Source organism: Janthinobacterium sp. J1-1 (assembly GCF_030944405.1).
Taxonomy (GTDB): Bacteria; Pseudomonadota; Gammaproteobacteria; order Burkholderiales; family Burkholderiaceae_D; genus Janthinobacterium.
On the sequence record NZ_CP132339.1, the window covers coordinates 783709 to 805803 of the forward strand.

Consider the following 22095-nt stretch of genomic DNA (forward strand, 5'->3'; position numbering starts at 1 on the left):
TTGCCGGCGTAGCAGCGATGCGGCTTGCGGCCCTGAAAATAATGCAAAAATCCCAGGGCGCGGCAATGTCCACCACTAATTTTTCACTGTCCCAGGGTGCCTGAATGAATCGTGCATTTTCACCGTTGTTCAAATCCATGTTGCTCGCTTTGCTGGCCGTCTCGGCAACTGTTTCGGCCGCTGAAGCACCGAAGCCCGCCGTCAAAGCCGATGCCAACAAGGGCGCCACCCTGTACACCGATGGCGACGCCGCGCGCGGCTTGCCCGCCTGCGTCTCCTGCCATGGCGCGGCCGGCAATTCGACCATCACGGCCAATCCCAAGCTGGCCGGCCAGCACGAAAACTATCTGTACAAGCAGCTGGTCGATTTCACCACGCCGCAGCGCAACCAGCCCGTCATGTCGACCTACGCCAAGATGCTCAGCGATGCCGACAAGAAAAACGTCGCCGCCTACCTGGGCGCGCAGCTGGCCAAGCCGGGCGCCGCCAAGAACAAGGACACCATCGAGCTGGGCAAGAAGATCTACCGTGGCGGAATTGCTTCGAAACAAGTCGCGGCCTGTGCCAGCTGTCATGGCGCGGCGGGCAATGGCATCCCCGTGCAATATCCGCGCATCGCCGGCCAGCACCAGGACTATACGATCGCCCAGCTGACCCAGTTCCGCAGCACCAAGGCCGATGCGCGCAAGAACAGCGTCGACATGCACACCATCGCCGCGCGCATGTCGGACGATGAGATCGCCGCCGTTGCCGATTACATAGCCGGCCTGAAATAACTTTCCATAGCGGCAATCATTGCCGGACACTATGGTGTGGATGAAGAAGGGCGGCCGTGGCAAGGGGCTGCCCTTTTTTTATGACCCCGGCCAAACTGGGTTATGCTGCCGCCTTGCGCAGCCGAAACTTCCCCGCCTTTTTTAGATTGCCATTCAGTATGAGTAACAACGCATGAGTACCAGCACCACCGGAATCGAACTCAAAACGCAGCGCCGCAGCCTGGCCGAATTCGTCGAACTGATCTCGTCGATGCGCTTTGCCATCAGCTTGCTGACCCTGATCGCCGTGTCCTCCGTGATCGGCACCGTGCTCAAGCAGAACGAGCCGATGCCCAACTACATCAACCAGTTCGGCCCGTTCTGGTTTTCCGTGTTCGACAAGCTGAGCCTGTATTCGGTCTATTCGGCCTGGTGGTTTCTGCTGATCATGGGTTTCCTGGTCGCCTCGACCTCGCTGTGCATCGTGCGCAATGCGCCGAAGATGCTCAAGGACATGCGCAGCTGGCGCGAAACCGTGCGTGAGCAGTCCTTGCGCAATTTCCACCACAAGGCCGAATGGCTGGCGGCGCTGCCGCGCGCCGCGCTGGCCCAGCAGATGGTGATGCGTTTGAAGGACGCCGGCTACCAGGCCAAGATCGTGGAAAAGGACAACGCCACGCTGGTGGCGGCCAAGCGCGGCGCGGCCAACAAATGGGGCTATATCTTTGCCCACGGCGCCATCGTCATCATCTGCGTCGGTGGCCTGCTGGACTCGGAAATGCCGATCAGGGTGCAACAATGGTTCTTCGGCAAGACGCCGTTTGCGGGCAGCGGCGTGATCGCCGAGATTCCCGCCCAGCACCGTTTGAGCCTGTCGAACCCCACTTTCCGCGGCAATACCATGATCCCGGAAGGCTCGACCAGCAGCACCGCCATCATTCCGCAAGCCGATGGCGTGCTGATCCAGGACCTGCCGATCACCATCCTGCTGAAGAAATTCCACATTGATTTCTATAGCACCGGCATGCCCAAGCTGTTCGCCAGCGACGTGGTGGTCACCGACCATGAGACGGGCGCGAGTTTTCCGGCCACCATCAAGGTCAACCAGCCGCTGCTGTACAAAGGCCTGGCCCTGTACCAGTCCAGCTTTGAAGATGGCGGCAGCAAGCTCAAGCTCACCGGTTTCCCGATGGCCGGCAAGACGGACAAACGTTTCGATATCGGCGGCGAAGTGGGCGGCAGCACGCCGCTGGAGCGCAGCGACGGCAATTCGTATAGCGTCGAATGGTCGGGCTTTCGGCCGTTTAACGTGGAAAACATGAGTTCCGGCCAGGATGTGCGGGCCGTCAGCAAGGCCGAGAGTTTCAATGAAAAATTCGCCGTCGGCCTCGACAAGCGTCTCGGTTCCGCCGCCAAGAACGCCAATAACAAGGACCTGAAAAACGTCGGCCCGAGCGTGCTGTACAAATTGCGCGACAAGACGGGCCAGGCGCGCGAGTACCAGAACTACATGCAGCCCGTCACGGTCGACGGCGCGCTGGTGTTCCTGGCCGGCATGCGCGTCAACCCGAGCGACGCCTTCAGCTACCTGCGCATTCCCGCCGACGACAATTACACGGTGAAGGAATGGATGCGCCTGCGCGCCGCGCTGCAGGACCCGGAACTGCGCGAGCAGGCCGCCGCCCGCTACGCCCAGCGCGCCATGCCGAACGCCAACGCGGAAGCGCTGCGCGGCCAGCTGCAGGAATCGGCCGCGAAAAGCCTGGCCATCTTTGCCGGCAACGGGCAGGAGGGCGGTTTCCTGGCGATTTCGCGTTTCCTGGAAAAAGTGCCCAAGGCCGAGCAGGAAAAGGCGGCCGATATCTTCATGAAGATCCTCAACGGCAGCCTGTGGGACTTGTGGCAGGCCGCGCGCTCCAAGGCCGGCCTGAGCGCCATCGAGGCCGATGAAAAGCACGGCCGTTTCCTGCAACTGGCGACCAATGCCCTGTCCGACAGCTTCTTCTATGGCGCGCCGGTGTATTTGCAGCTCGATGAGTTTACGGAAATCAAGGCTTCCGTGCTGCAAGTGACGCGCTCGCCGGGCAAGGGCGTGGTCTACCTGGGCTGTTTGTTCCTGGTTATCGGCGTGTTTTCCATGTTCTATATCCGTGAGCGCCGCTTGTGGGTGTGGATCAAGGATGATGCCAACAACCCTGGCGACAGCACCGCCCTGATGGCCATGAGCACCCAGCGCAAGACGCTGGATTTTGAAAAAGAATTTGAGAACCTGAAGGCAAAATTGCCGCAATCGGCGTAAGCTGCGCCTGAGCTGGCGTCACGCCGTGCAGGCAATGGAGAAAAACATGGAATTGGCAAATAAACAGATTTACACGCAGGAACCCGGCTTTTTCAAGCGCCTGGGCCTGGTCGACTGGCTGTACGGCGCGGGCCTGCTGGCCGCTTCGCTGTATGGCTTGGTGCACTTTGGCGCCTTCATGGACATCTATGAAAAAGTCATTTTACTGGCGGCGGCGCCCACCTTTGCCTGGCTGGGCTGGTACTGGAAGCCGGTGCGCTGGCTGATCCCCGTGGCCGCCGTGCTGTCGCTGTTTGCCATCGAACTCTACGGTGGCCAGCTGGACATGGCAAACCAGAAATTTTTCCTGAAGTATATGTTGTCCAGCCAGTCCGCGATTCTGTGGATGGGCACCTTGTTCGTGCTGTCGACCCTGTTCTACTGGATCGGCCTGGTGGCGCGCTCGGACTTCGGTTCCTCGGTCGGTTCGCTGCTGTGCTGGGCCGGCGTGGTGCTGGGCCTGACGGGCATGCTGGTGCGCTGGTATGAGTCCTACTTGATCGGCGCCGACGTGGGCCATATTCCCGTGTCGAACCTGTATGAAGTGTTCATCCTGTTTTCCTTGATCACGGCCATGTTCTACCTGTACTACGAGCAGCACTATGCGACGCGCCAGCTGGGCGCCTTCGTCATGCTGGTGATTTCCGCCGCCGTGGTATTTTTGCTGTGGTACACGGTCACGCGCGACGCGGCCGATATCCAGCCGCTGGTGCCGGCCTTGCAAAGCTGGTGGATGAAGATCCACGTGCCGGCCAACTTCATCGGCTACGGTACCTTTTCGCTGTCGGCCATGGTCGCTTCGGCCTACCTGCTGAAATCGAGCGGCTACCTGGTCGACCGCCTGCCATCGCTGGAAGTGCTGGACGACGTGATGTACAAGGCCATTTCCGTCGGATTCGCTTTCTTCACGGTAGCGACCATCCTGGGCGCGCTGTGGGCGGCCGAGGCGTGGGGCGGCTACTGGTCGTGGGATCCGAAGGAAACCTGGGCCCTGATCGTCTGGCTCAACTATGCGGCCTGGCTGCACATGCGATTGATGACGGGTTTGCGCGGCAGAGTGGCGGCCTGGTGGGCGCTGGTGGGCCTGATGGTGACGACGTTTGCGTTTTTAGGTGTCAATATGTTCCTGTCCGGCCTGCATTCTTACGGCAAGCTTTAAGGCGGGTCTACATGACGCAACCGTCATGAACGGCTGCGGAAACTGGTGTACTGTGTAACTAACCACCACCTTTCCGGAGCCGCCATGTTGATCAAGCGCAGTCCCAACGGTATTGAACTGCCGTTCTCATCCGAAATCACGCCGCGCGCCGTCTTCGAAGCGCGCCGCAGCTTTATCAAGCAGGCGGCCATCGGCGCCGTCTCCAGCGCGGCCCTGCTGGAAATGATGAACCGCGAAGCGTTCGCGCAGGGCACCCATCCCAAGCTGGCCGCCAAACTGAATCCCGCCTATTCGGCGCTGGACAAGCAGACCGCCTACAAAGACGCCACCACCTACAACAATTTCTACGAGTTCGGCACCGACAAGAGCGATCCGGCGCAAAACGCGGGTACCCTGCGCACGCGGCCGTGGACGGTCACCATCGAAGGCGAAGTCAAGAAGCCGATGACGCTGGACCTCGATGCGCTGCTGAAACTGGCGCCGCTGGAAGAGCGTGTCTATCGCCTGCGCTGCGTGGAAGGCTGGTCGATGGTGATCCCGTGGGTCGGTTATTCGTTCTCCGAGATTATCAAGAAGGTCGAGCCGACCGGCAACGCCAAATACGTGGAATTCATCTCGCTGGCCGACAACAAGCAGATGCCGGGCGTCGGTAGCCGCGTGCTGCAGTGGCCCTACACCGAAGGCCTGCGCATCGATGAAGCGAATCACCCGCTGGCGCTGCTGACCCTGGGCATGTATGGCGAAACCCTGCCGAACCAGAATGGCGCGCCGGTGCGCATGGTGCTGCCGTGGAAATATGGTTTCAAGTCGGCCAAGTCCATCGTCAAGATCCGCTTCGTCAAGGAACAGCCGCGCACCTCGTGGAACCTGTCGGCGCCGTCCGAATACGGTTTTTATTCGAACGTGAATCCGAACGTCGACCATCCGCGCTGGTCGCAGGCCAGCGAGCGCCGCATCGGCGAAGACAGCTTTTTGACGCGCAAGCGCAAGACGCTGATGTACAACGGCTATAACGACGTGGCCTCGCTGTACGCGGGCATGGACTTGAAGAAATTCTTTTAAGCAGGGCGACCCATGGCTTTCCATCCCACACCCCGGCAGCTGTCGCTGATCAAGACCGTCATCTTTGTGCTGGCGCTGCTGCCCTTGGGCCGCATGGTGTGGCTGACGTACACCGGCCAGCTGGTCGAGCCGCTGGAATTCATCACGCGCGGCACCGGCGACTGGACGCTGTATTTCCTGTGCATCGGCCTGGGCGTCACGCCCCTGCGCCGCTTCACGCAGTGGAACTGGCTGGTCAAGCTGCGCCGCATGCTGGGCCTGTTTGCCTTTTTCTATGCCACCTTGCACTTCACCACCTTTTTATGGTTCGACCATTTCTTCGATTTGCAGGAAATGTGGAAGGATGTGCTGAAACGCCCCTTCATCACGGTGGGCTTTATCGCGTTTGTATTGCTGATTCCCCTGGCCGTGACCAGTACCAACGGCATGGTCAAGCGCCTGGGCGGCAAGCGCTGGCAGTGGTTGCACCGGCTGGTGTACGTGATCGCGCCGCTGGGAATATTGCATTACTGGTGGATGAAGGCGGGCAAGAACAATTTTGCCCAGCCCATCCTGTTTGGCTGCATCGTCGCGCTGCTGTTGTTAATTCGCGTCTATTTCGCCTGGAGCAAGCGGGTGCAAAACGCGAAGCTGGCGCGCTAAGTAATCGTCAGGAAATTATTGTGAAGTTATGACGAACAGAACCGGATGCTATGCAAGGCGCCAACTGCGACGCAGTGCGAGCACTGCTAGCAGTTGGCAACACAGCAGAGCGCCGGTTATGGAAGTCAGAAATCACAAGAATTTATTGGGGGTTACTTAGTACTGACTCAGGTCGCTGGCACGATCACCGGTGGCGGCGGCACCAGGGCCGGTTCGAGCGGGCCCTTGGCGGGCGCCGGCTTGCCCGACGGCGGCTTGGGCAGGTACAGGGCGCCGGGCTGGCCGCAGCCGGCCAGGACGCTAGAGACCACAATGGCAATGCCGATATAAAACGCTGAGGATGACTTCACGATTAGAATCACGGTTTGATTAAGATCTTTGGAGTGTAGCATGAGCGAATCGGAATTCCTGGCCTTGGCCGAAGCCACCCTGACCCGGATCGAGGCGGCGCTGGACCGGCTGAACGATGAAGACGTGCTCGACGTCGAATGCAGCCGCAGCGGCAATGTGCTGGAAATCGAGTTTATCGACAACGGCACCAAAATCATCGTCAACAGCCAGGCGCCGATGCGTGAAATGTGGGTGGCGGCCCGTTCCGGCGGTTTCCACTACAAGCGCGTTGGCGACGCGTGGGTCAATACGCGCGACGGCTCGGAACTGTTTGCGGCCTTGTCGACCATGGCGAGCGAGCAGGCCGGCGCGGCGGTGGTCTTGAAATAAGCGCCGCCATCGGCGCATGAAAAAAGGGCAGACTGTTCAGTCTGCCCTTTTGTTTTAGAAGAGCTCGTTCTTCACGGCTTCCTTGGCTTTTTCTTCCTCCGGCGTGCCCCTTGCCGCGCCTTCCAGGCTGCCGACTCCGGTGCCCGGCGGATTTTCCGCATAGTAGTACTCGTCGCCCACGTGGATCAGGCCTTCCGGTACCGCGCGTTCCTCGACCGGGATGCTTTTCAGCGCTTTCGCCATGTAGTTGATCCAGATCGGCAAGGCCAGGCCGCCGCCCGTTTCGCGGTTGCCCAGGTTGCGTGGCTGGTCGTAGCCGATCCAGGCAATGCCCACCAGCTTGGCCTGGTAGCCGGCGAACCAGGCATCGATGGAATCGTTGGTGGTCCCCGTCTTGCCGGCCAGGTCAGGGCGCTTCAGGGCCATCGCCTTGTTGGCCGTGCCGAAGCGCACCACATCGTTGAGCATGCTGTTCATCATGAAGGCATTGCGCTCGTCGATCACGCGGTTGGCTTCCTCGCCCGCCTTGTCGGGGTTGGCTTCCGACAAGACCTTGCCGTCGCTGTCGGTGACCTTGGCGATCAGGTAGGGGTTGATCTTGTAGCCGCCATTGGCGAACACGGCGTAGGCGCCGGCCATCTGCAGCGGCGTGACGTTGCCCGCGCCCAGCGCCAGGGTCAGGTAGGGCGGGTTCTTGTCGGCGTCGAAGCCGAAGCGGGTGGCGTATTCCTGGCCGTACTTGGCGCCGATCTTGTGCAGGATGCGGATCGAAATCATGTTTTTCGATTTCATCAAACCCTTGCGCATGGTCATCGGGCCGTCGTATTTGCTGTCGTAGTTCTTCGGTTCCCACGCCTGGCCGCCCGTCTGGCCCGCGTCGAACGAGATCGGCGCGTCGTTGATGATGGTGGCCGGCGACAGGCCCCGTTCCAGCGAGGCGGAATAGATGAAGGGCTTGAAGGCCGAACCGGGCTGGCGCCACGCCTGCGTCACGTGGTTGAATTTGTTGCGGTTGTAATCGAAACCGCCCACCATGGCCCGAATCGCCCCGTCGGTCGTGCTGGCCGAAACAAACGCCGACTGCACTTCGGGCATCTGCGTCAGCACCCAGTTGTCGCCTTCGCGCATGACGCGGATCACGGCGCCGCGGCGGATGCGGCGGTTCGGCGCCGCCTTTTCCGACAGCCAGGCCGCGCCGAAGGTCAGGCCGGAACCGGTGATGCTGATTTCCTCGCCGGCGGAAGTCACCGCCTGCAACGATTTGGGCGAAGCCTGCAACACCATGGCGCCGATGATGTCGTCGCTGTCCGGGTGGTCGGCCAGTTCCGTTTCGATCGCATCGTCCGCTTCGGCCTTGGTTTTAGGAATGTCGATATACGCTTCCGGGCCACGGTAGCCGTGGCGTTTCTCGTAGTCCATCACGCCCTTGCGCAGCGCGATGTAGGCGGCGTCCTGGTCGGCCTTGGTAATGGTGGTATAGACGTTCAGGCCGCGCGTGTAGGTGTCTTCCTTGAATTGCTCGTAGACCAGCTGGCGCGCCATTTCCGACACATATTCGGCGTGCACGCCAAAGGCGCTGCTGTCGGTCTTGACCTTCAGCTCTTCATGCTTGGCTTCCTCGAACTGGGCCGGCGTGATGTAGCCCAGCTGCGCCATGCGCTGCAGGATGTACTGCTGGCGCAGGCGGGCGCGTTTCGGGTTGACCACTGGATTGTAGGCCGACGGCGCTTTCGGCAGGCCGGCCAGCATGGCCGCCTCGGCCACGGTGAGGTCGCGGATATTCTTGCCGAAATAGATCTGCGCGGCCGAAGCGAAGCCGTAGGCGCGCTGGCCCAGGTAGATCTGGTTCATATAGACTTCCAGGATCTGGTCCTTGCTGAGGTTTTTCTCGATCTTCCACGCCAGCAGCACTTCATACGCCTTGCGCTTCAGGGTCTGTTCGCTGGACAGGAAGAAATTGCGCGCCACCTGCTGCGTGATGGTCGAGGCGCCTTGCTTGGCGCCGCCCGTCAGGTTGTGCAGCGCCGCGCGCGTGATGCCCAGGTAGTCCACGCCGCCGTGTTCATAGAAGCGGTCATCCTCGATGGCCAGCACGGCTTTCTTCATGACATCGGGAATATCCTTGATGTGCACCATATTGCGCCGCTCTTCGCCAAACTCGCCGATCAGCACGCCGTCGCTGGTAAAGATACGCAGCGGCATCTTCGGCCGGTAATCGGTCAGGGTATCGAGCGCCGGCAGGTTCGGGTACGCCATCGCCAGGCCGAACACCACCAGCAAGACGCCGACCACGCCCACGCCCACCAGTGATACCAGGGCCATCAGCAGAAAGCGTTTGGGTTTGCCGCCCTTGTTGGGCGGCTTCGGGCCAGCGTTGCCAGCGGAGGTGGAAGATGTCATGCGCGTTATGTCTTTCAGTTAATTATGCGGGCCAATTATAAGCGAGCTTGCCGAGGGGACGGCGCGCCAGGCGGGCTGCGGAACTCTTGTCGCTACTCTATATAAGCGTGTCTGTGCTGGCTGGCAACAAGGATTTGGTAACAATTGTCCTGCGCCAGATCAGCTTCCCGGCAGATAGGCGCACGGTGCCGCAGACACCGGTGGGAAAGCGGTTGTCAGCCGGGCCGGGCCGGGACTAGCATTTTGGTGGGCGCTGGAATGGGAGCCACCATGTTTTCCTTGCATAAACCCGGTTTGCTGGGCATCGATATCGGCGACGACGCCGTGCGCGTGGTCGAACTCGGGCGCCGCCGCGGTGCCTTGCAACACTGGCATAGCGGCATGGCGGCCGTGCCGCCCGGCGTGATGTTTGACGGCAACGTCGATGATATCGAGGCGCTGGCCAGCCTGCTGCGCCAGGCTTGCCAGGCCAGCGGCAGCCGGTGTTCGCGGGTGGCGCTGGCCATGCCCGCCAGCAGCCTGATCACGCAGGCGGTGCGCTTGCCGGCCGGTTTGCCGGAGGAGCAGCTGGAAATCCTGGTGGAACTGGAAGCGGCGCAATATATGCCGTTCACGATCGAGGACGCCAACCTCGATTTCTGCATCATGGGCCCGGCGCCGCCCTTGGGGCCGGACCGGCAGAGCGCCGAACTCGACGTGCTGCTGGTGGCGGCGCGGCGCTCCAGCGTGCAGCGCCGGCTCGATGCGGCGACCAGGGCGGGCTTGCAGGTGGTGGTGATGGACAGCGAGGCGCTGGCCTTGCGGGCCGGCATGGCGCATGGCGGCTGGCAAGCCATGGCCGATGGCGCGGCCTTCCAGCTGGCATGGGGCCTGGCCCTGCACGGGTTTGCCCGATGAATGCGGGCGCGAGTGTGAACGCGAGCGCGAGTGCGATGGTGTTTGTCAACCTGTTGCCGCACCGGCCGGCGGCGCGCCGCCAGCGCGAGCGCCAGGTGCTGCGCCTGCTGGCCGGCGGCGTGCTGCTGGGTGCGGCGCTGGCCCTGATGGCGGGGGTGGCCCTCGGTATCGCCATCGACAAGCAAACGCGGCGGCAGGCGCAGTGGCAGGCGGCCATGCGCGAGCGCGATGGCGCGATTGCGGCCGCGCAACGGGCGCAGCGCGAAACGGCCGTGCTGGCCGCGCGCCGGCAGGCGGTCCATCTGCTGCAGGCGCGGCGCAATGATGCCGTGATCGTGCTCGACGCGCTGGCCCGCGCCGTGCCCGCTGGCGTCACCCTGCACAGCCTGCGCCAGGACGGGGCGCGCCTGGTGCTGGCGGGCAGGGCGCCGTCGCAGCAAGCCGTTTCGGCGCTGTTGCTGGCGCTGGCGCAAGCCTTGCCGGGTTCCACGCCGCAATTGCAGGAAGTGCGCGCGCCCGTGCCGGCGGCCGGCGGCGTGGAACTGACCGTGCACTGGACCTTGCCGTCCAGCTTGTCGCCAGGAGACTGACCATGTCCAGCCTGAAACAGATGGCGCTGTGGCCACGCTACCTGCGCCTGGCCTGCGCCGCCCTGCTGGCGGTCTTGCTGCTGGCGCTGGCATGGCTGGCGCAGCTGGGCGAGCTGGTGGCGCGCTGGCAGGCGGCACAGGCGCAAACCCAGGCGCTGCGTGACGCGCATGGCCAGGCGCAGGCCCGGGCCAATCAATTGCCGCGGCTGCGCGCTCACCACAGCGAAGTGGCCGCCACGCTGGCCAGCCTGGAGCAGCAGTTGCCGCGCCAGCAAGAGATGGCCGCCTTGTTGTCCGCTATCAACCAGGCCGGCTTGGCGCGCGGCCTGCGGTTCGAGTTGTTCAAGCCGGGCGTGCCGGCGCCGCAAGCGCATTACGTGGCCATGCCGATCGCCGTCAGGGTGCGCGGCGGCTACCACGCCATCGGCGCTTTCATGGCCGACCTGGCCTACTTGCCGCGCATCGTGACCGTGCACGACTTGGCCATCAGTAGCGGCAAGGAAGGGCAGCCGACCCTGGACGCCGTGCTGCGCGCCTACCGCCTGCCCGATGCGCAGGAGCAGCAGGCAATGGATAACAGCAAGCCGGCCAAAGGAGCGGCCAGGGCAGCCAAGGCGTCCACGCCGCCACCGCGCCCGCTCGTGCCCTTCGTGCCGCGCGACTACAGCGCCAGCGACCTGCCCGATCCGTTTGGCGCCGCCGGCAGCGAGCGGCCGGCCAGCGCCGGCGTGGCCGCGCCCGACCCGCGCCGCGTGCGCGAACCGCTGGAAAGCGTGGCCCTGGCCGGCATGGCGATGGTCGGCAGCCTGCGCCAGCACGGCCGCCTCGATGCCTTGCTGCAGGCCAACGGGCGCCTGTACCGGATCGCGGCAGGCCAGTACCTGGGGCCGGACCATGGCCTGGTGACGGCGATTTCCGAGCAAGCCATCGCCTACCGGGAAGTGGCGCAGGACGCCGGCGGCGCCTGGCGCGAGCGGCGCGGCAGCCTGGCATTGCAGGTGGCGGGCGCAGCAGTCAAGGAGGCGGACAAATGAAGGCAAACGTCTTGCTGTTGATCATGGCGCTGGCCTTGCCCACCGGTGGCGGCGCACAGGACGCGGTAGTACAAGTGACGGCGCCGCGCCTGTATGCGGGCGAAGTCATTTCCATCGATTTCCAGAACGTGTCGGTGCGCGCGGCGCTGCACATGCTGGCCGACGCCTCGGGACAGAACATCATCGCCAGCGACAGCGTGGCCGGCAATATCACCTTGCGCCTGCGTGAGTTGCCGTGGGACCAGGCGCTCGACGTGGTGCTGCAGGCGAAGGGCCTGGACTTGCGGCGCAATGGCAATGTGCTGTGGATTGCGCCGCGCGAGGAAATCCTGGCGCGCGAAAAGCTGGAACTCGAAACGCGCGCGCAGATCGCCGAACTCGAACCGCTGCAGTCGGCCGTGTTCCAGCTGAACTACCAGAAGGCCGAGTCGTTTCGCACCGTGTTCGGCCTCGACGCGGGGGAAGGGCGCAGCCGCCTGCTGTCGCGCCGTGGCAGCGTGCTGATCGAACCGCGCACCAATCAGCTGTTTGTCAGCGACGTGCCGGCACGCCTGGAACAGATCCGCCTGCTGATCGCGCGCACCGATGTGGCGACGAAACAGGTGCTGATCGAGGCGCGCATCGTCGAGGCCAACGACAGCTTCAGCCGCAACCTGGGTGTGCGCCTGGGCTTTGCCGACCTGCGCCTGGCCCAGGGAGGCCAGCCCGGCTTTGCGATTGGCGGCGGCCGGCGCGCCACGGTTGGCGGCACGTACGAGGGCGTGGGCGAGGCGACCGGCCAGGCGGTGGCGGGTGCCGGCGCCTATGTGCCGAACACGCAATTCGTCAACCTGCCGGCCGCCAGCATCAACGGCCAGGCGCCGGCCAGCTTTGCCCTGAGCCTGTTTTCGGCCGCCGCCAACCGCTTCCTGAACCTGGAACTGTCGGCGCTGGAAGCGGACGGCAAGGGCAAGATCATTTCCAGCCCGCGCGTGGTGACGGCCGACAAGGTGCTGGCGCTGATCGAACAGGGCATCGAATTGCCCTACCAGGTGGCCACCAGCAGCGGCGCCACCTCGATCACGTTTCGCAAGGCCAATTTGCGCCTGGAAGTCACGCCGCAGATCACGCCGGACGGCAACGTGGTGCTGGAAGTGGACGTCAACAAGGACAGCGTGGGCCAGGAAACGCGCTCGGGCTTTGCCATCGACACCAAGCATGTCAAGACGCAGGTGATGGTGGAAGATGGCGGCACGGTGGTGCTGGGTGGCATTTATCAACAGTCGGAACGGGGCACGCAAAGCAAGGTGCCGCTGCTGGGCGACATTCCCTTGCTGGGCTTTTTTTTCCGCAGCACGGGTCGCAGTCAAGAAAAAACCGAGCTAATGGTGTTTATTACGCCGAAAATAGTGGCAGACCGGCCCTCAACACGTTAATGTCACATCTTTACGTTTAAGTAACAATGCCAACGAAAGAGGACTGAGGGCAACGATGCGGAATAGATACCAGAGCAACAACTATTGGAGCAGGGCATGTAATTGGCTGGTGCTGATGACGTTCGGCATCTTGCTGGCCGCCTGTGGCGGCGGCGGCGGCGATCCGACGATCGATGCTCCTGCCACGCCCGGCGCCGGGGTGGCCAGCGTGGCGCTGGTCGCCAGCGCCGCCACCATCGCCGCCTCGGGCCAAGACGGCACCGAAGTCACGCTGACCGTGATTGTTAAAAACGCCAGCAACAATGCCTTGAGCGGTCAGACCGTCGCCCTGACGGCCAATTCCGGCACCATCAGCAATACGACGCGCGTCACCGATGCCAATGGCGCGGTGACCGAGAAACTGAGCGTAAAGGGCGACGCGACACTGCGCGACATCACCGTCACGGCCAGCAGCGGCGGCATCGTCTCCGCGCCGGTGGTGGTCAAGGTGGTGCCAGTCACGTCCAATGTCGCCACCTTGTTGCTGACGTCTTCCGATGGCAACCTGGCCTCGTCGGGCGGCACGGCGGTCAATGTCATCGCGTTTGTCAAGGACGCCAACAATGCCGTTGTGCCCAATGCCAACGTGACTTTTACTGCGGACTCGGGGGCGCTGGGCGCGACGGTGGTCAGCACCAATGCGCAGGGCCAGGCGAGCGTCAGCCTCAATACGGGCGGGGACGCCAGCCTGCGCACGATCAAGGTGCGCGCCAGTGCCGGTGCGCAAACGGCCAGTACCGATATCAGCGTCAGCGGCACCAAGCTGGCCATCAATGCATTTTCGTCGATCAACTTGAATACCAGTACCGATATGGTCGTCAAGCTGGTCGATTCCAGCGGCAACGCGCTGGTGGGCAAGCCGGTCACCTTCGGCGCGCAGGTCAATGCGCTGACGCTCAAGGGCGGCGGCGCCAGCCCGGCGTTGACGGACAATAATGGCCAGCTGGTATTGAGTTACAGCGCCCGCTCCGGCACCAGCGACACCGTCACCATCAAGGCGCAGGGCGACAGCGTGATATTGCCAGTGACGATCAATGCGGCCAATTTCACGATCAATGCGGTCTCCGGCGCCAATGTGGCGTTGACCACCCTGGCAACGAATACTTGCTATGCCGTTACCGTGCACAGCGATGTGGCTGGCACACCACAATCGGGCAATGTGCGCTTCAGCACGTCGCGCGGCGCGATGTATGCGGATGCCGCTTGCGCCACGCCGTTGCCAGCGCCGCTGGCGCTGACCGGCGGCAACGCCATCGCCTATGTGCAAGCCACCGGCGCTGGCCTGACTTCGCTGACGGCCAGGAACGAAAGCACGGGCGTGTCGGTGCAGGCCGATGTGGAGTTTGTCGCGCCGTTGACGGCGCTGGCAACGATCACCGTGCAGGCGGACCCTGCCGTGATCGGCGCCAATACGGCCGGCAGCACCACCCAGCGCAGCACCCTGCGCGCCGTGGTACGCGACGGCACGGCACAAAACAATCTGGTCAAGAATGCCCAGATCAGTTTTACGATACAGAGCGACGCCAGCAGCGGCTCGCTGAGCTCGCCGTCGGTGGTGACGACCGACAGCGACGGCATGGCCACCGTCAGCTATATCGCAGGCCAGGCCACGACCGGTGTCGATGGTGTGATCGTCCAGGCCCAGTTGCAGGGTGTATCGAGCAACAGCGCCGCCGCCAGGCTGACGGTGACGAAGAAATCGCTGTTCATCAGTGCCGGCAGCGGCAATGTCCTCGATGGCGCGGACAGCAGCACCTATCGCAAGGCGTATGCCGTTTTTGTCACCGATGCCGCCGGCAATCCGGTGCCGGATGTGATTATTACGGCCGCCGCCTGGCCCCGGTATTATTACAAGGGTTATCTCGAATATTCCACGGCGGCTAGCAGCTGGGTGGTGGCGCAGCATGTCGAATGCAAGAATGAAGACAACGAACGAGACCGTAACGGCATACTCGACCCAGGTGAGGACGTCAATGCCAACGACCACCTCGATCCTGGCATTCCGCTCAATCTGTCCACCGGCGGCAAGACCGACAGCAGCGGCACCACCACCGTCACGCTGACTTATCCGCGCGACAGGGCCAACTGGCTGGACGTGGAATTGACGATCCGTGGCAACAGTTCCGGGACGGAGGCAACTTATGTCGGTTACACTTTGCTTCCGGGACTGTCCTCGGACTTTAACCGCCAGGATGTGTCTCCACCGGGCGTGATCAGTCCATATGGGCAGGCGAATGTTTGTAGCAATCCAAAATAACTGTCGCAGCACATGCAAAATCTGTTTTTAGTAGGCCTCATGGGCGCAGGCAAAACCACGATCGGGCGCATCCTGGCCCGCAAGCTGGGCATGCGCTTTGTCGATTCCGACCACGAGATCGAAGCCCGTACCGGGGCTTCGATTCCGTTGATCTTTGAAATCGAGGGAGAGCCGAGCTTTCGCCGGCGCGAAGCCGAGGTGATCCGCGACCTGTGCGCGCAGGAGGGGCTGGTGATGGCCACCGGTGGCGGCGCCGTGATGAATGCGGAAAGCCGCGCCTTTCTGAAAGAACGGGGCACGGTGATTTACCTGCGCGCCAGCGTCAGCAACATCCTGGCGCGCACCAGCCACGACAAGAACCGCCCGTTGCTGCAAACGGCCGATCCGCGCAAGACGCTGGAAAACCTGACGGCGCAGCGCGAGCCGCAATACCTGGAAGTGGCCGACATTGTGATCGATACGGGCCGTCCTAACGTACAATCGATGGTCCAGACTATCCTGATGCAGTTGGCCAGCCTCGAATGCGAGGCTTCGCCCAACTGCGTCATTCACGCAGAGCCTTCGATGAACGAGCAATCCAAAATGTTGTTGAGCGTAGACCTCGACGAACGCAGCTACCCTATCGCCATCGGCCCCGGCCTCCTGGCCGATGCCGATGCGCTGCTGCGCCATATCAGCGGCCACAAGGTGGCCATCGTCACCAATACCACCGTCGCCCCGCTGTACCTGGGCCGCCTGCAGGCGGCGCTGGCCAGCGATGGCCGCGAAGTGATCAGCATCGTGCTGCCGGACGGCGAAGAGTATAAAAACTGGGCCAGCCTGATGCAGATTTTCGACGCACTGCTGGCCAACAAATGCGACCGCAAGACCACCCTGGTGGCGCTGGGTGGCGGCGTGATCGGCGACCTGACCGGCTATGCGGCCGCCAGCTACATGCGCGGCATCGGCTTCGTGCAGGTGCCGACCACCTTGCTGGCACAGGTCGATTCCTCGGTCGGCGGCAAGACCGGCATCAACCACCCGCTGGGCAAGAACATGATCGGCGCCTTCTACCAGCCGCGCGCCGTGATCGCCGATACCTCGACCCTGGAAACGCTGCCGGCGCGCGAGCTGTCGGCCGGCCTGGCCGAAGTGATCAAGCATGGCGCCATCATCGACGCGGCCTTCTTCGACTGGATCGAAGCGAACATGGCCAAGCTGATGGCGCGCGACAAGGGCGCGCTGGCGTATGCCATCGCTCGTTCCTGCGAAATCAAGGCCGACGTGGTGCGCCAGGACGAACGCGAAGGCGGCCTGCGCGCCATCCTCAATTTCGGCCATACCTTTGGCCACGCCATCGAGGCGGGCATGGGCTACGGCCACTGGCTGCATGGCGAAGCCGTCGGCTGCGGCATGGTGATGGCGGCCGACCTGTCGTGCCGCATGGGGTATATCGACCAGGCAGCCGTGGAGCGCGTGCGCAAGCTTGTCGCCGCGGCCGGCCTGCCGGTCAAGGCGCCGGACCTGGGCGTGGCGCGCTGGCTCGAACTGATGGAAGTGGACAAGAAGAACGAGGGCGGCGCCATCAAGTTCATCCTGCTCAAACCGCTGGGCAGCCCATGCATCACGGCCGCCCCCCATGACCTGGTGCTGGCCACCCTGGCCGCCAGAGTGGCCTGACCATGACACCCGAAGACTTCCTCGCTCCTTACGCAGCCCATTCGGCACAGGGGCAGGGACGTCGCTTTGCCGAGGCGGCCCACGCCTCGCGCAGCCAGTTCCAGCGCGACCGCGACCGCATCATCCATTCCTCGGCCTTTCGCCGCCTCGAATACAAGACGCAGGTGTTCCTCAATCACGAGGGTGACCTGTTCCGCACGCGGCTGACGCACAGCCTGGAAGTGGCGCAGATCGGCCGCTCGATCGCGCGCAACCTGCGCCTGAACGAAGACCTGGTCGAAGCCATCGCGCTGGCGCATGACCTGGGCCATACGCCGTTCGGCCATGTGGGCCAGGACGTGCTCAACGAATGCATGGCTGACCATGGCGGCTTCGAGCACAATCTGCAAAGCCTGCGCGTGGTCGACACCCTGGAAGAACATTACGGCGCCTTCGATGGCCTGAACCTGATGTTCGAAACGCGCGAAGGTATTTTGAAACACTGTTCGCTGGCGCATGCGCGCGAGCTGGGTCCGGTGGCCCAGCGCTTTATCGACCGCACCCAGCCGACGCTGGAAGCGCAGCTGACCAACTTGGCCGATGAAATCGCCTACAACAGCCACGATATCGACGACGGCCTGCGCTCGGGCCTGATCACCATCGAGCAACTGGAACAGGTGGAATTTTTTGGCCGTTTGTGGCACGAGGTGCAGGCCGCGTATCCGGGATTGTCGGGCCGGCGCGCCATCTATGAAACCCTGCGCCGCCTGATCACGGCGCTGGCCGATGATCTGATCACCACCTCGACCCGGCTGATCGCCGACGCGGCGCCGCGCGACGTCAATGAAGTGCGCGCCAGCGCGCCGCTGATCCGTTTTTCGGACGCCATGCGCCGCGATGCGACCGAACTGAAACGCTTCTTGCGCGTCAATCTGTACCGCCACTACCAGGTCAACCGCATGCGCGTGAAGGCAAGCCGCATCGTGCGCGAACTGTACGACAGCTTCATGGCCGAACCGGCCCTGCTGCCGCCCGATTATCAGATCAACGGTGATGACGTGACGAAGCAGGCGCGCAAGATCGCCGACTATATCGCCGGCATGACGGACCGCTATGCGATCCGCGAGCACCGGCGCCTGTATTCGCTGGACGAGCTGTAAGCTAAAACATGCTGCGCTGCGCCGCGCGCGCGTCGCCGAACAGGTCCAGCAGCAGCTTTTTCACCGGCGCCGGCAACGGAGCGTCCGCCACCTTGTCGCCGTCCAGCCAGACGTGGCCCGCTTCCGCCGCCATCTGATGGCGGTGCGACAAGGTGATGCGACAGGGCACGATATGCAGCTTGTAGTGGGTGAAGACGTGCACGATCGGCAGCAGCAACTCCTGCGTCTCGATCTCGCCGAACGGCGCCACCGCGCGCTGCAAAGCCGGCTGGTCGATCAGGCGTGGCAGCTCGCCATCGCGCAGCACATGGCCATCGAGTTCCGGCAGCGACAATAAACCGCCCCAGATGCCGGCGCCGGGGCGCTGCTGCAGCAGCACCTGGCCGCCGTCGACGATCACCAGCATTACCGCATGCTTTTCCGGGCTGGTCTTTTTCGGCTTGCGCACAGGCAGCTCTTTGGTGCGGCCGGTGGCGTACGCCACGCAGCGCGGCTGCAGCGGGCAGCGGCCGCAATCGGGACTGCTGCGCGTGCACAGGGTGGCGCCCAGGTCCATCAGGCCTTGTGTGTACGATTCGATTCCCGTCTCCGGCAACAAGGCTACGGCGCGCCGCCACATGGCTTCCTCGACCTTTTTTTCACCGGGATAGGCATCGATGCCGAATACGCGCGCGAACACGCGCTTGACGTTGCCGTCCATGATGGCCGCCCGCGTGCCGCTGGAAAAGGCCGAGATGGCGGCCGCCGTCGAGCGGCCGATGCCGGGCAGGTCGGCCAGCAAGGCGGGGTCGCTGGGGAACACGCCGTCGTACTCATTGACCACGCGCTGCGCGCATTTGTGCAGGTTGCGCGCCCGCGTGTAGTAGCCCAGGCCGCTCCACTGCGCCATCACGTCTTCCACCGGTGCTTCGGCCAGCGAGCGCAGGGTAGGGAAGCGCGTCAGAAAGCGCGCGTAATAGGCCAGCACGGCGGCCACTTGCGTTTGCTGCAGCATGATTTCGGACAGCCAGATCAGGTAGGCGTCGCGCGTGTTCTGCCACGGCAGCGCATGGCGGCCATGCTGTTTTTGCCAGGCGATGACGGTGGCGGAAAAGGTGGGGTCGACGTAATCTTCAAAGGTTGCCGCGCCCGTTTCGGGCGACAGCGGATGCAGCAGACGTTTCATGCGGGGTTCCGGTAATGGTTCAGTATGGTTCAGGCGGCGATGGCCGCGCGCAGCGACTCAAGCAGTTGCGCCAGTTGCGCCTTGTCGCGTTCCAGCGCCGCCAGCGACGCTTCGAAGCCGGCGATTTTCTGTTCCAGGCTGTCGGTGGCGTCGTGGATGCGCTGGATCGAGGCCAGGCGCAGTTTCAGGTGTTCCTTGTATTCGACGATCTGCGCTTCGAGCGGCGCCATGATCACTTTCAGCCAGGCGCTGGCGTCGTCATTGGCGGCCGTGAAGCTGCGCCGCACGCGCGAGGCGATGGTGTCGAAGAATTTTTCCATCAGCACCACGCGGCTGGTGGTGAGTAGGGTGGCCGTGCCGAACTGCTTGTGATACACCGCTTCGATATCGTCGATCTCCTGGCGGTAGCGGGCCAGCGAGAACGGCATCGGCAGGGCCAGCGCCAGCCCATGTTCGGTGGCGAAGCGGCGGTACATCACCCCCATCATTTCGGTGATCTCGTTTGTTTTGCGTTCGGAGCGGTCGAGGTTCTGGCCGATGCGTTCAAAATACTGGCGCATGGCGTCGCGCAGGCCCGTGAAAAAGCGGCTGCGCTGCATCGCCAGGCGCACCGCGTCGATATCGTCGCGCACGATTTCCATGCCCAGGCTGGTGTACAGCTCGGTCGACAAGCGGGTAAACACGGCCCTGGTCGCCTGCAGCTTGAACAGGCTGCTGTCGAATTCCTTTTTCTCGATATCGATGCGGCGCATCATGTGGGCGATCACGCTCTGGTTCTTGCCGCGCAGGCTGTGCAGCTCGTGCAGCTGCTCGGCGATGCCGCGTGCGCGCGCGCCATACTGGACCTGCTGCGCGGCGAGGATCGCGTCAAGATCAAAGCCCAGCTGGTGCCGGATGATGTTCTTGCGGGCCGGGATCAGCTCATTGAACAGGGCCGCTTCCAGCGGCAGCAAGCGGCTTTTTTCCAGCAGCGCCGCGTCGTGGTTGATCTTGCCCACCAGCGCCTTTTGCGCCGAGACGGGAAACACCTGGCCCGCATCGAGCGCCAGCAGGTGCGCCACGCTGGCCTGCTGGCGCTCGATGGCCTGCGTCACCTCGACGTCGCCGCGCAGCTCGTCCCACATGCTGTCGATTTTATTGAGCACCACCAGGCGGCCGCTGCCCCCATCGGCGCCGATATGGTTGCGCCACACTTCGATATCGCTGCGCGTGACGCCCGTGTCGGCCGCCAGGATGAACAGCACCGCATGCGCGTTCGGAATCAGGTTCAGCGTCAGTTCCGGTTCGGTGCCGATCGCATTCAGGCCGGGCGTGTCGAGGATCACCAGGCCTTGCTTCAACAGTGGATGCGGGAAGTTGATGATGGCGTGGCGCCACATCGAAATTTCCACCAGGCCGTCTTCATCGAGCATGGCTTGTGCGTCGGCGTCGTCCGCGTCGTACAGGCCGTAGCGCGCCGCTTCCTCCACGCTGACCTTGCGCGTCAGGCTCACTTGCCGGATGGCGTCCTGCATGTCGCCGCCCGCGTCCAGGTTGAGCGGCAGCACCGTCCAGGCGCCGGGCAGCTCGCGGTAGTCGCTGGTCGACAGGTTCTGCGCCCGCGTTTCGATCGGCAGCAGGCGGATCGATGGTGCCCACGCAGGGTCGTACAGCAGTTCGGTCGGGCACATGGTGGTGCGGCCCGCGCCCGAGGGCAGGATGCGCTGGCCGTAGTCGGCAAAGAAAATGGCGTTGATCAGTTCGGATTTGCCGCGCGAGAATTCCGCCACGAAGGCGACCGACAGGCGGTCGTCCGCCAGGCGCGACACGCAGCGCGCCAGGCGCAGCGCCGAGGCGCCGTCGACCAGGCCGGCCGCTTGCGCCGCCAGCTGGTAGCCGCGCAATGCCGCCAGCACATCCTGGCGCCAGGCGCCGTATTGTTCCAGGTCCCTGACCATGCGCATATCCCTTATTTTTGACAGTGTACGCAATAAAACGTGGAGCGCTGTCCCTGCACGATTTGCCGGATCGGCGCGCCGCACACGCGGCAGGGCTTGCCGGTCCGGTTGTAGGTGAAATACGTCTGCTGGAAGTAGCCCGACTGGCCGTTCACGTTCAAAAAATCGCGCAAGGTGCTGCCGCCCTGGATGATGGCCTCGGCCAGCACGTCGCGGATCGCCTGCGCCAGTTTTTCGTAGCGCGCCAGGCCGATGCGCTTGGCCGGCGTCTTCGGGTTGATGCCGGCACGAAACAGGCTTTCGGAACAGTAGATATTGCCCACGCCGACCACGATATCACCGGCCAGCAGCACCTGCTTGATATTGGTGCCGCGGTTGCGCGTCTTTTCAAACAGCAACTGGCCTGTAAACGCGCCTTCGAGCGGCTCGACGCCGAGGCCGCGCAGCAGCGCGTGGGTGTCGAGCGGGCCGTCGGCCAGGTCATGCCACAGCACGGCGCCGAAGCGGCGCGGATCGGTCAGGCGCAGCACCTGCTCGCCGTCGTCACCGGACACCACCAGGTCGAAATGGTCGTGCTTGAGCGCTTCGGTGCCGGGCGGCAGCACGCGCAGATGGCCCGACATGCCCAGGTGGATGATCAGCGTGCCGTGCTGGAAGTGGATCAGCAGGTATTTGCCGCGCCGGCCCGTCAGGCCGATGGTCTGGCCCGACAGCTGTTCGCCGAGGGCGGCGGGGAAGGGCCAGCGCAGGCCATCGCGGCGCAGAACCACCGCGCGCACGGCGCGTCCTTCGATATGGGGCGCAACACCGCGCCGCGTGACTTCGACTTCTGGCAATTCTGGCATAGGACTCGCTGGTGAAAACGGATGGACTGGCTGGACTATGGC

General features: G+C 63.4%; 17 protein-coding genes and 1 pseudogene. 13 read left to right on the plus strand and 5 right to left on the minus strand.

Going from position 1 to position 22095, the window contains the following annotated elements; all coding sequences use genetic code 11:
• Positions 1 to 104: 104 nt before the first annotated feature.
• The 5 genes from Q8L25_RS03510 (at position 105) to Q8L25_RS03530 (ending at position 5956) form a co-directional block, all read left to right on the plus strand.
• Positions 105 to 776, plus strand: a complete 672-nt coding sequence (locus Q8L25_RS03510) for a c-type cytochrome (protein WP_308923562.1) — start codon at positions 105 to 107, stop codon at positions 774 to 776.
• Between the two features lie 172 nt (positions 777 to 948).
• Positions 949 to 3054, plus strand: a complete 2106-nt coding sequence (locus Q8L25_RS03515) for a cytochrome c biogenesis protein ResB (RefSeq protein ID WP_308923563.1) — start codon at positions 949 to 951, stop codon at positions 3052 to 3054.
• A gap of 46 nt (positions 3055 to 3100) precedes the next feature.
• Entirely contained in the window at positions 3101 to 4252 is a 1152-nt protein-coding gene (gene ccsB, locus Q8L25_RS03520; RefSeq protein ID WP_308923564.1) for a c-type cytochrome biogenesis protein CcsB, read from the plus strand.
• 84 nt (positions 4253 to 4336) lie between these two features.
• Complete coding sequence (msrP, locus tag Q8L25_RS03525) at positions 4337 to 5314, plus strand: protein-methionine-sulfoxide reductase catalytic subunit MsrP (protein WP_308923565.1); 978 nt, start codon at positions 4337 to 4339, stop codon at positions 5312 to 5314.
• A gap of 12 nt (positions 5315 to 5326) precedes the next feature.
• The gene (locus Q8L25_RS03530) at positions 5327 to 5956 is read left to right on the plus strand and encodes a protein-methionine-sulfoxide reductase heme-binding subunit MsrQ (RefSeq protein WP_308923566.1); all 630 of its coding nucleotides are present in this window, start codon (positions 5327 to 5329) and stop codon (positions 5954 to 5956) included.
• A 167-nt stretch (positions 5957 to 6123) separates the two neighbouring features.
• On the opposite strand, the gene Q8L25_RS03535 is transcribed toward Q8L25_RS03530, so the two are convergent.
• Positions 6124 to 6306, minus strand: coding sequence for a lipoprotein (locus Q8L25_RS03535; RefSeq protein WP_308923567.1), 183 nt, complete (start codon positions 6304 to 6306; stop codon positions 6124 to 6126).
• 40 nt (positions 6307 to 6346) lie between these two features.
• Here Q8L25_RS03535 and cyaY point away from each other — a divergent pair, with 40 nt between their 5' ends.
• On the plus strand, positions 6347 to 6676 hold the full coding sequence (gene cyaY / locus Q8L25_RS03540) for an iron donor protein CyaY (RefSeq protein WP_308923568.1): 330 nt from the start codon (positions 6347 to 6349) through the stop codon (positions 6674 to 6676).
• A gap of 54 nt (positions 6677 to 6730) precedes the next feature.
• On the opposite strand, the gene Q8L25_RS03545 is transcribed toward cyaY, so the two are convergent.
• Complete coding sequence (locus Q8L25_RS03545) at positions 6731 to 9076, minus strand: penicillin-binding protein 1A (protein WP_308923569.1); 2346 nt, start codon at positions 9074 to 9076, stop codon at positions 6731 to 6733.
• Positions 9077 to 9346: 270 nt separating this feature from the next.
• Between Q8L25_RS03545 and pilM the strand changes: the two genes are divergently transcribed.
• The 7 genes and pseudogenes from pilM (at position 9347) to Q8L25_RS03580 (ending at position 18106) form a co-directional block, all read left to right on the plus strand.
• Complete coding sequence (pilM, locus tag Q8L25_RS03550) at positions 9347 to 9973, plus strand: pilus assembly protein PilM (RefSeq protein WP_308923570.1); 627 nt, start codon at positions 9347 to 9349, stop codon at positions 9971 to 9973.
• Positions 9974 to 9987: 14 nt separating this feature from the next.
• Positions 9988 to 10563: a PilN domain-containing protein gene (locus Q8L25_RS03555; protein ID WP_308923571.1), complete on the plus strand. Its 576-nt coding sequence runs from the start codon at positions 9988 to 9990 to the stop codon at positions 10561 to 10563.
• 2 nt (positions 10564 to 10565) lie between these two features.
• Positions 10566 to 11597 carry a pilus assembly protein PilP gene (locus Q8L25_RS03560; RefSeq protein ID WP_308923572.1) on the plus strand — a complete coding sequence of 344 codons (1032 nt, stop codon included), beginning with the start codon at positions 10566 to 10568 and terminating at the stop codon, positions 11595 to 11597.
• 92 nt (positions 11598 to 11689) lie between these two features.
• A pseudogene (locus tag Q8L25_RS03565) lies at positions 11690 to 13012 on the plus strand (type IV pilus secretin PilQ); the annotation flags it as partial.
• Between the two features lie 115 nt (positions 13013 to 13127).
• Complete coding sequence (locus Q8L25_RS03570) at positions 13128 to 15308, plus strand: Ig-like domain-containing protein (protein WP_308923573.1); 2181 nt, start codon at positions 13128 to 13130, stop codon at positions 15306 to 15308.
• 39 nt (positions 15309 to 15347) lie between these two features.
• Complete coding sequence (aroKB, locus tag Q8L25_RS03575; protein ID WP_308923574.1) at positions 15348 to 16967, plus strand: bifunctional shikimate kinase/3-dehydroquinate synthase AroKB; 1620 nt, start codon at positions 15348 to 15350, stop codon at positions 16965 to 16967.
• 2 nt (positions 16968 to 16969) lie between these two features.
• The gene (locus Q8L25_RS03580) at positions 16970 to 18106 is read left to right on the plus strand and encodes a deoxyguanosinetriphosphate triphosphohydrolase (protein WP_308923575.1); all 1137 of its coding nucleotides are present in this window, start codon (positions 16970 to 16972) and stop codon (positions 18104 to 18106) included.
• A gap of 1 nt (position 18107) precedes the next feature.
• On the opposite strand, the gene mutY is transcribed toward Q8L25_RS03580, so the two are convergent.
• Genes mutY through mutM form a run of 3 tightly spaced genes read right to left on the minus strand, consistent with a single transcriptional unit; the run spans position 18108 to position 22053 of the window.
• Positions 18108 to 19271, minus strand: coding sequence for an A/G-specific adenine glycosylase (gene mutY / locus Q8L25_RS03585; RefSeq protein ID WP_308923576.1), 1164 nt, complete (start codon positions 19269 to 19271; stop codon positions 18108 to 18110).
• A 29-nt stretch (positions 19272 to 19300) separates the two neighbouring features.
• Entirely contained in the window at positions 19301 to 21208 is a 1908-nt protein-coding gene (locus tag Q8L25_RS03590) for a dynamin family protein (protein WP_308923577.1), read from the minus strand.
• A gap of 11 nt (positions 21209 to 21219) precedes the next feature.
• Positions 21220 to 22053, minus strand: a complete 834-nt coding sequence (gene mutM / locus Q8L25_RS03595; protein ID WP_308923578.1) for a bifunctional DNA-formamidopyrimidine glycosylase/DNA-(apurinic or apyrimidinic site) lyase — start codon at positions 22051 to 22053, stop codon at positions 21220 to 21222.
• Positions 22054 to 22095 lie beyond the last annotated feature (42 nt).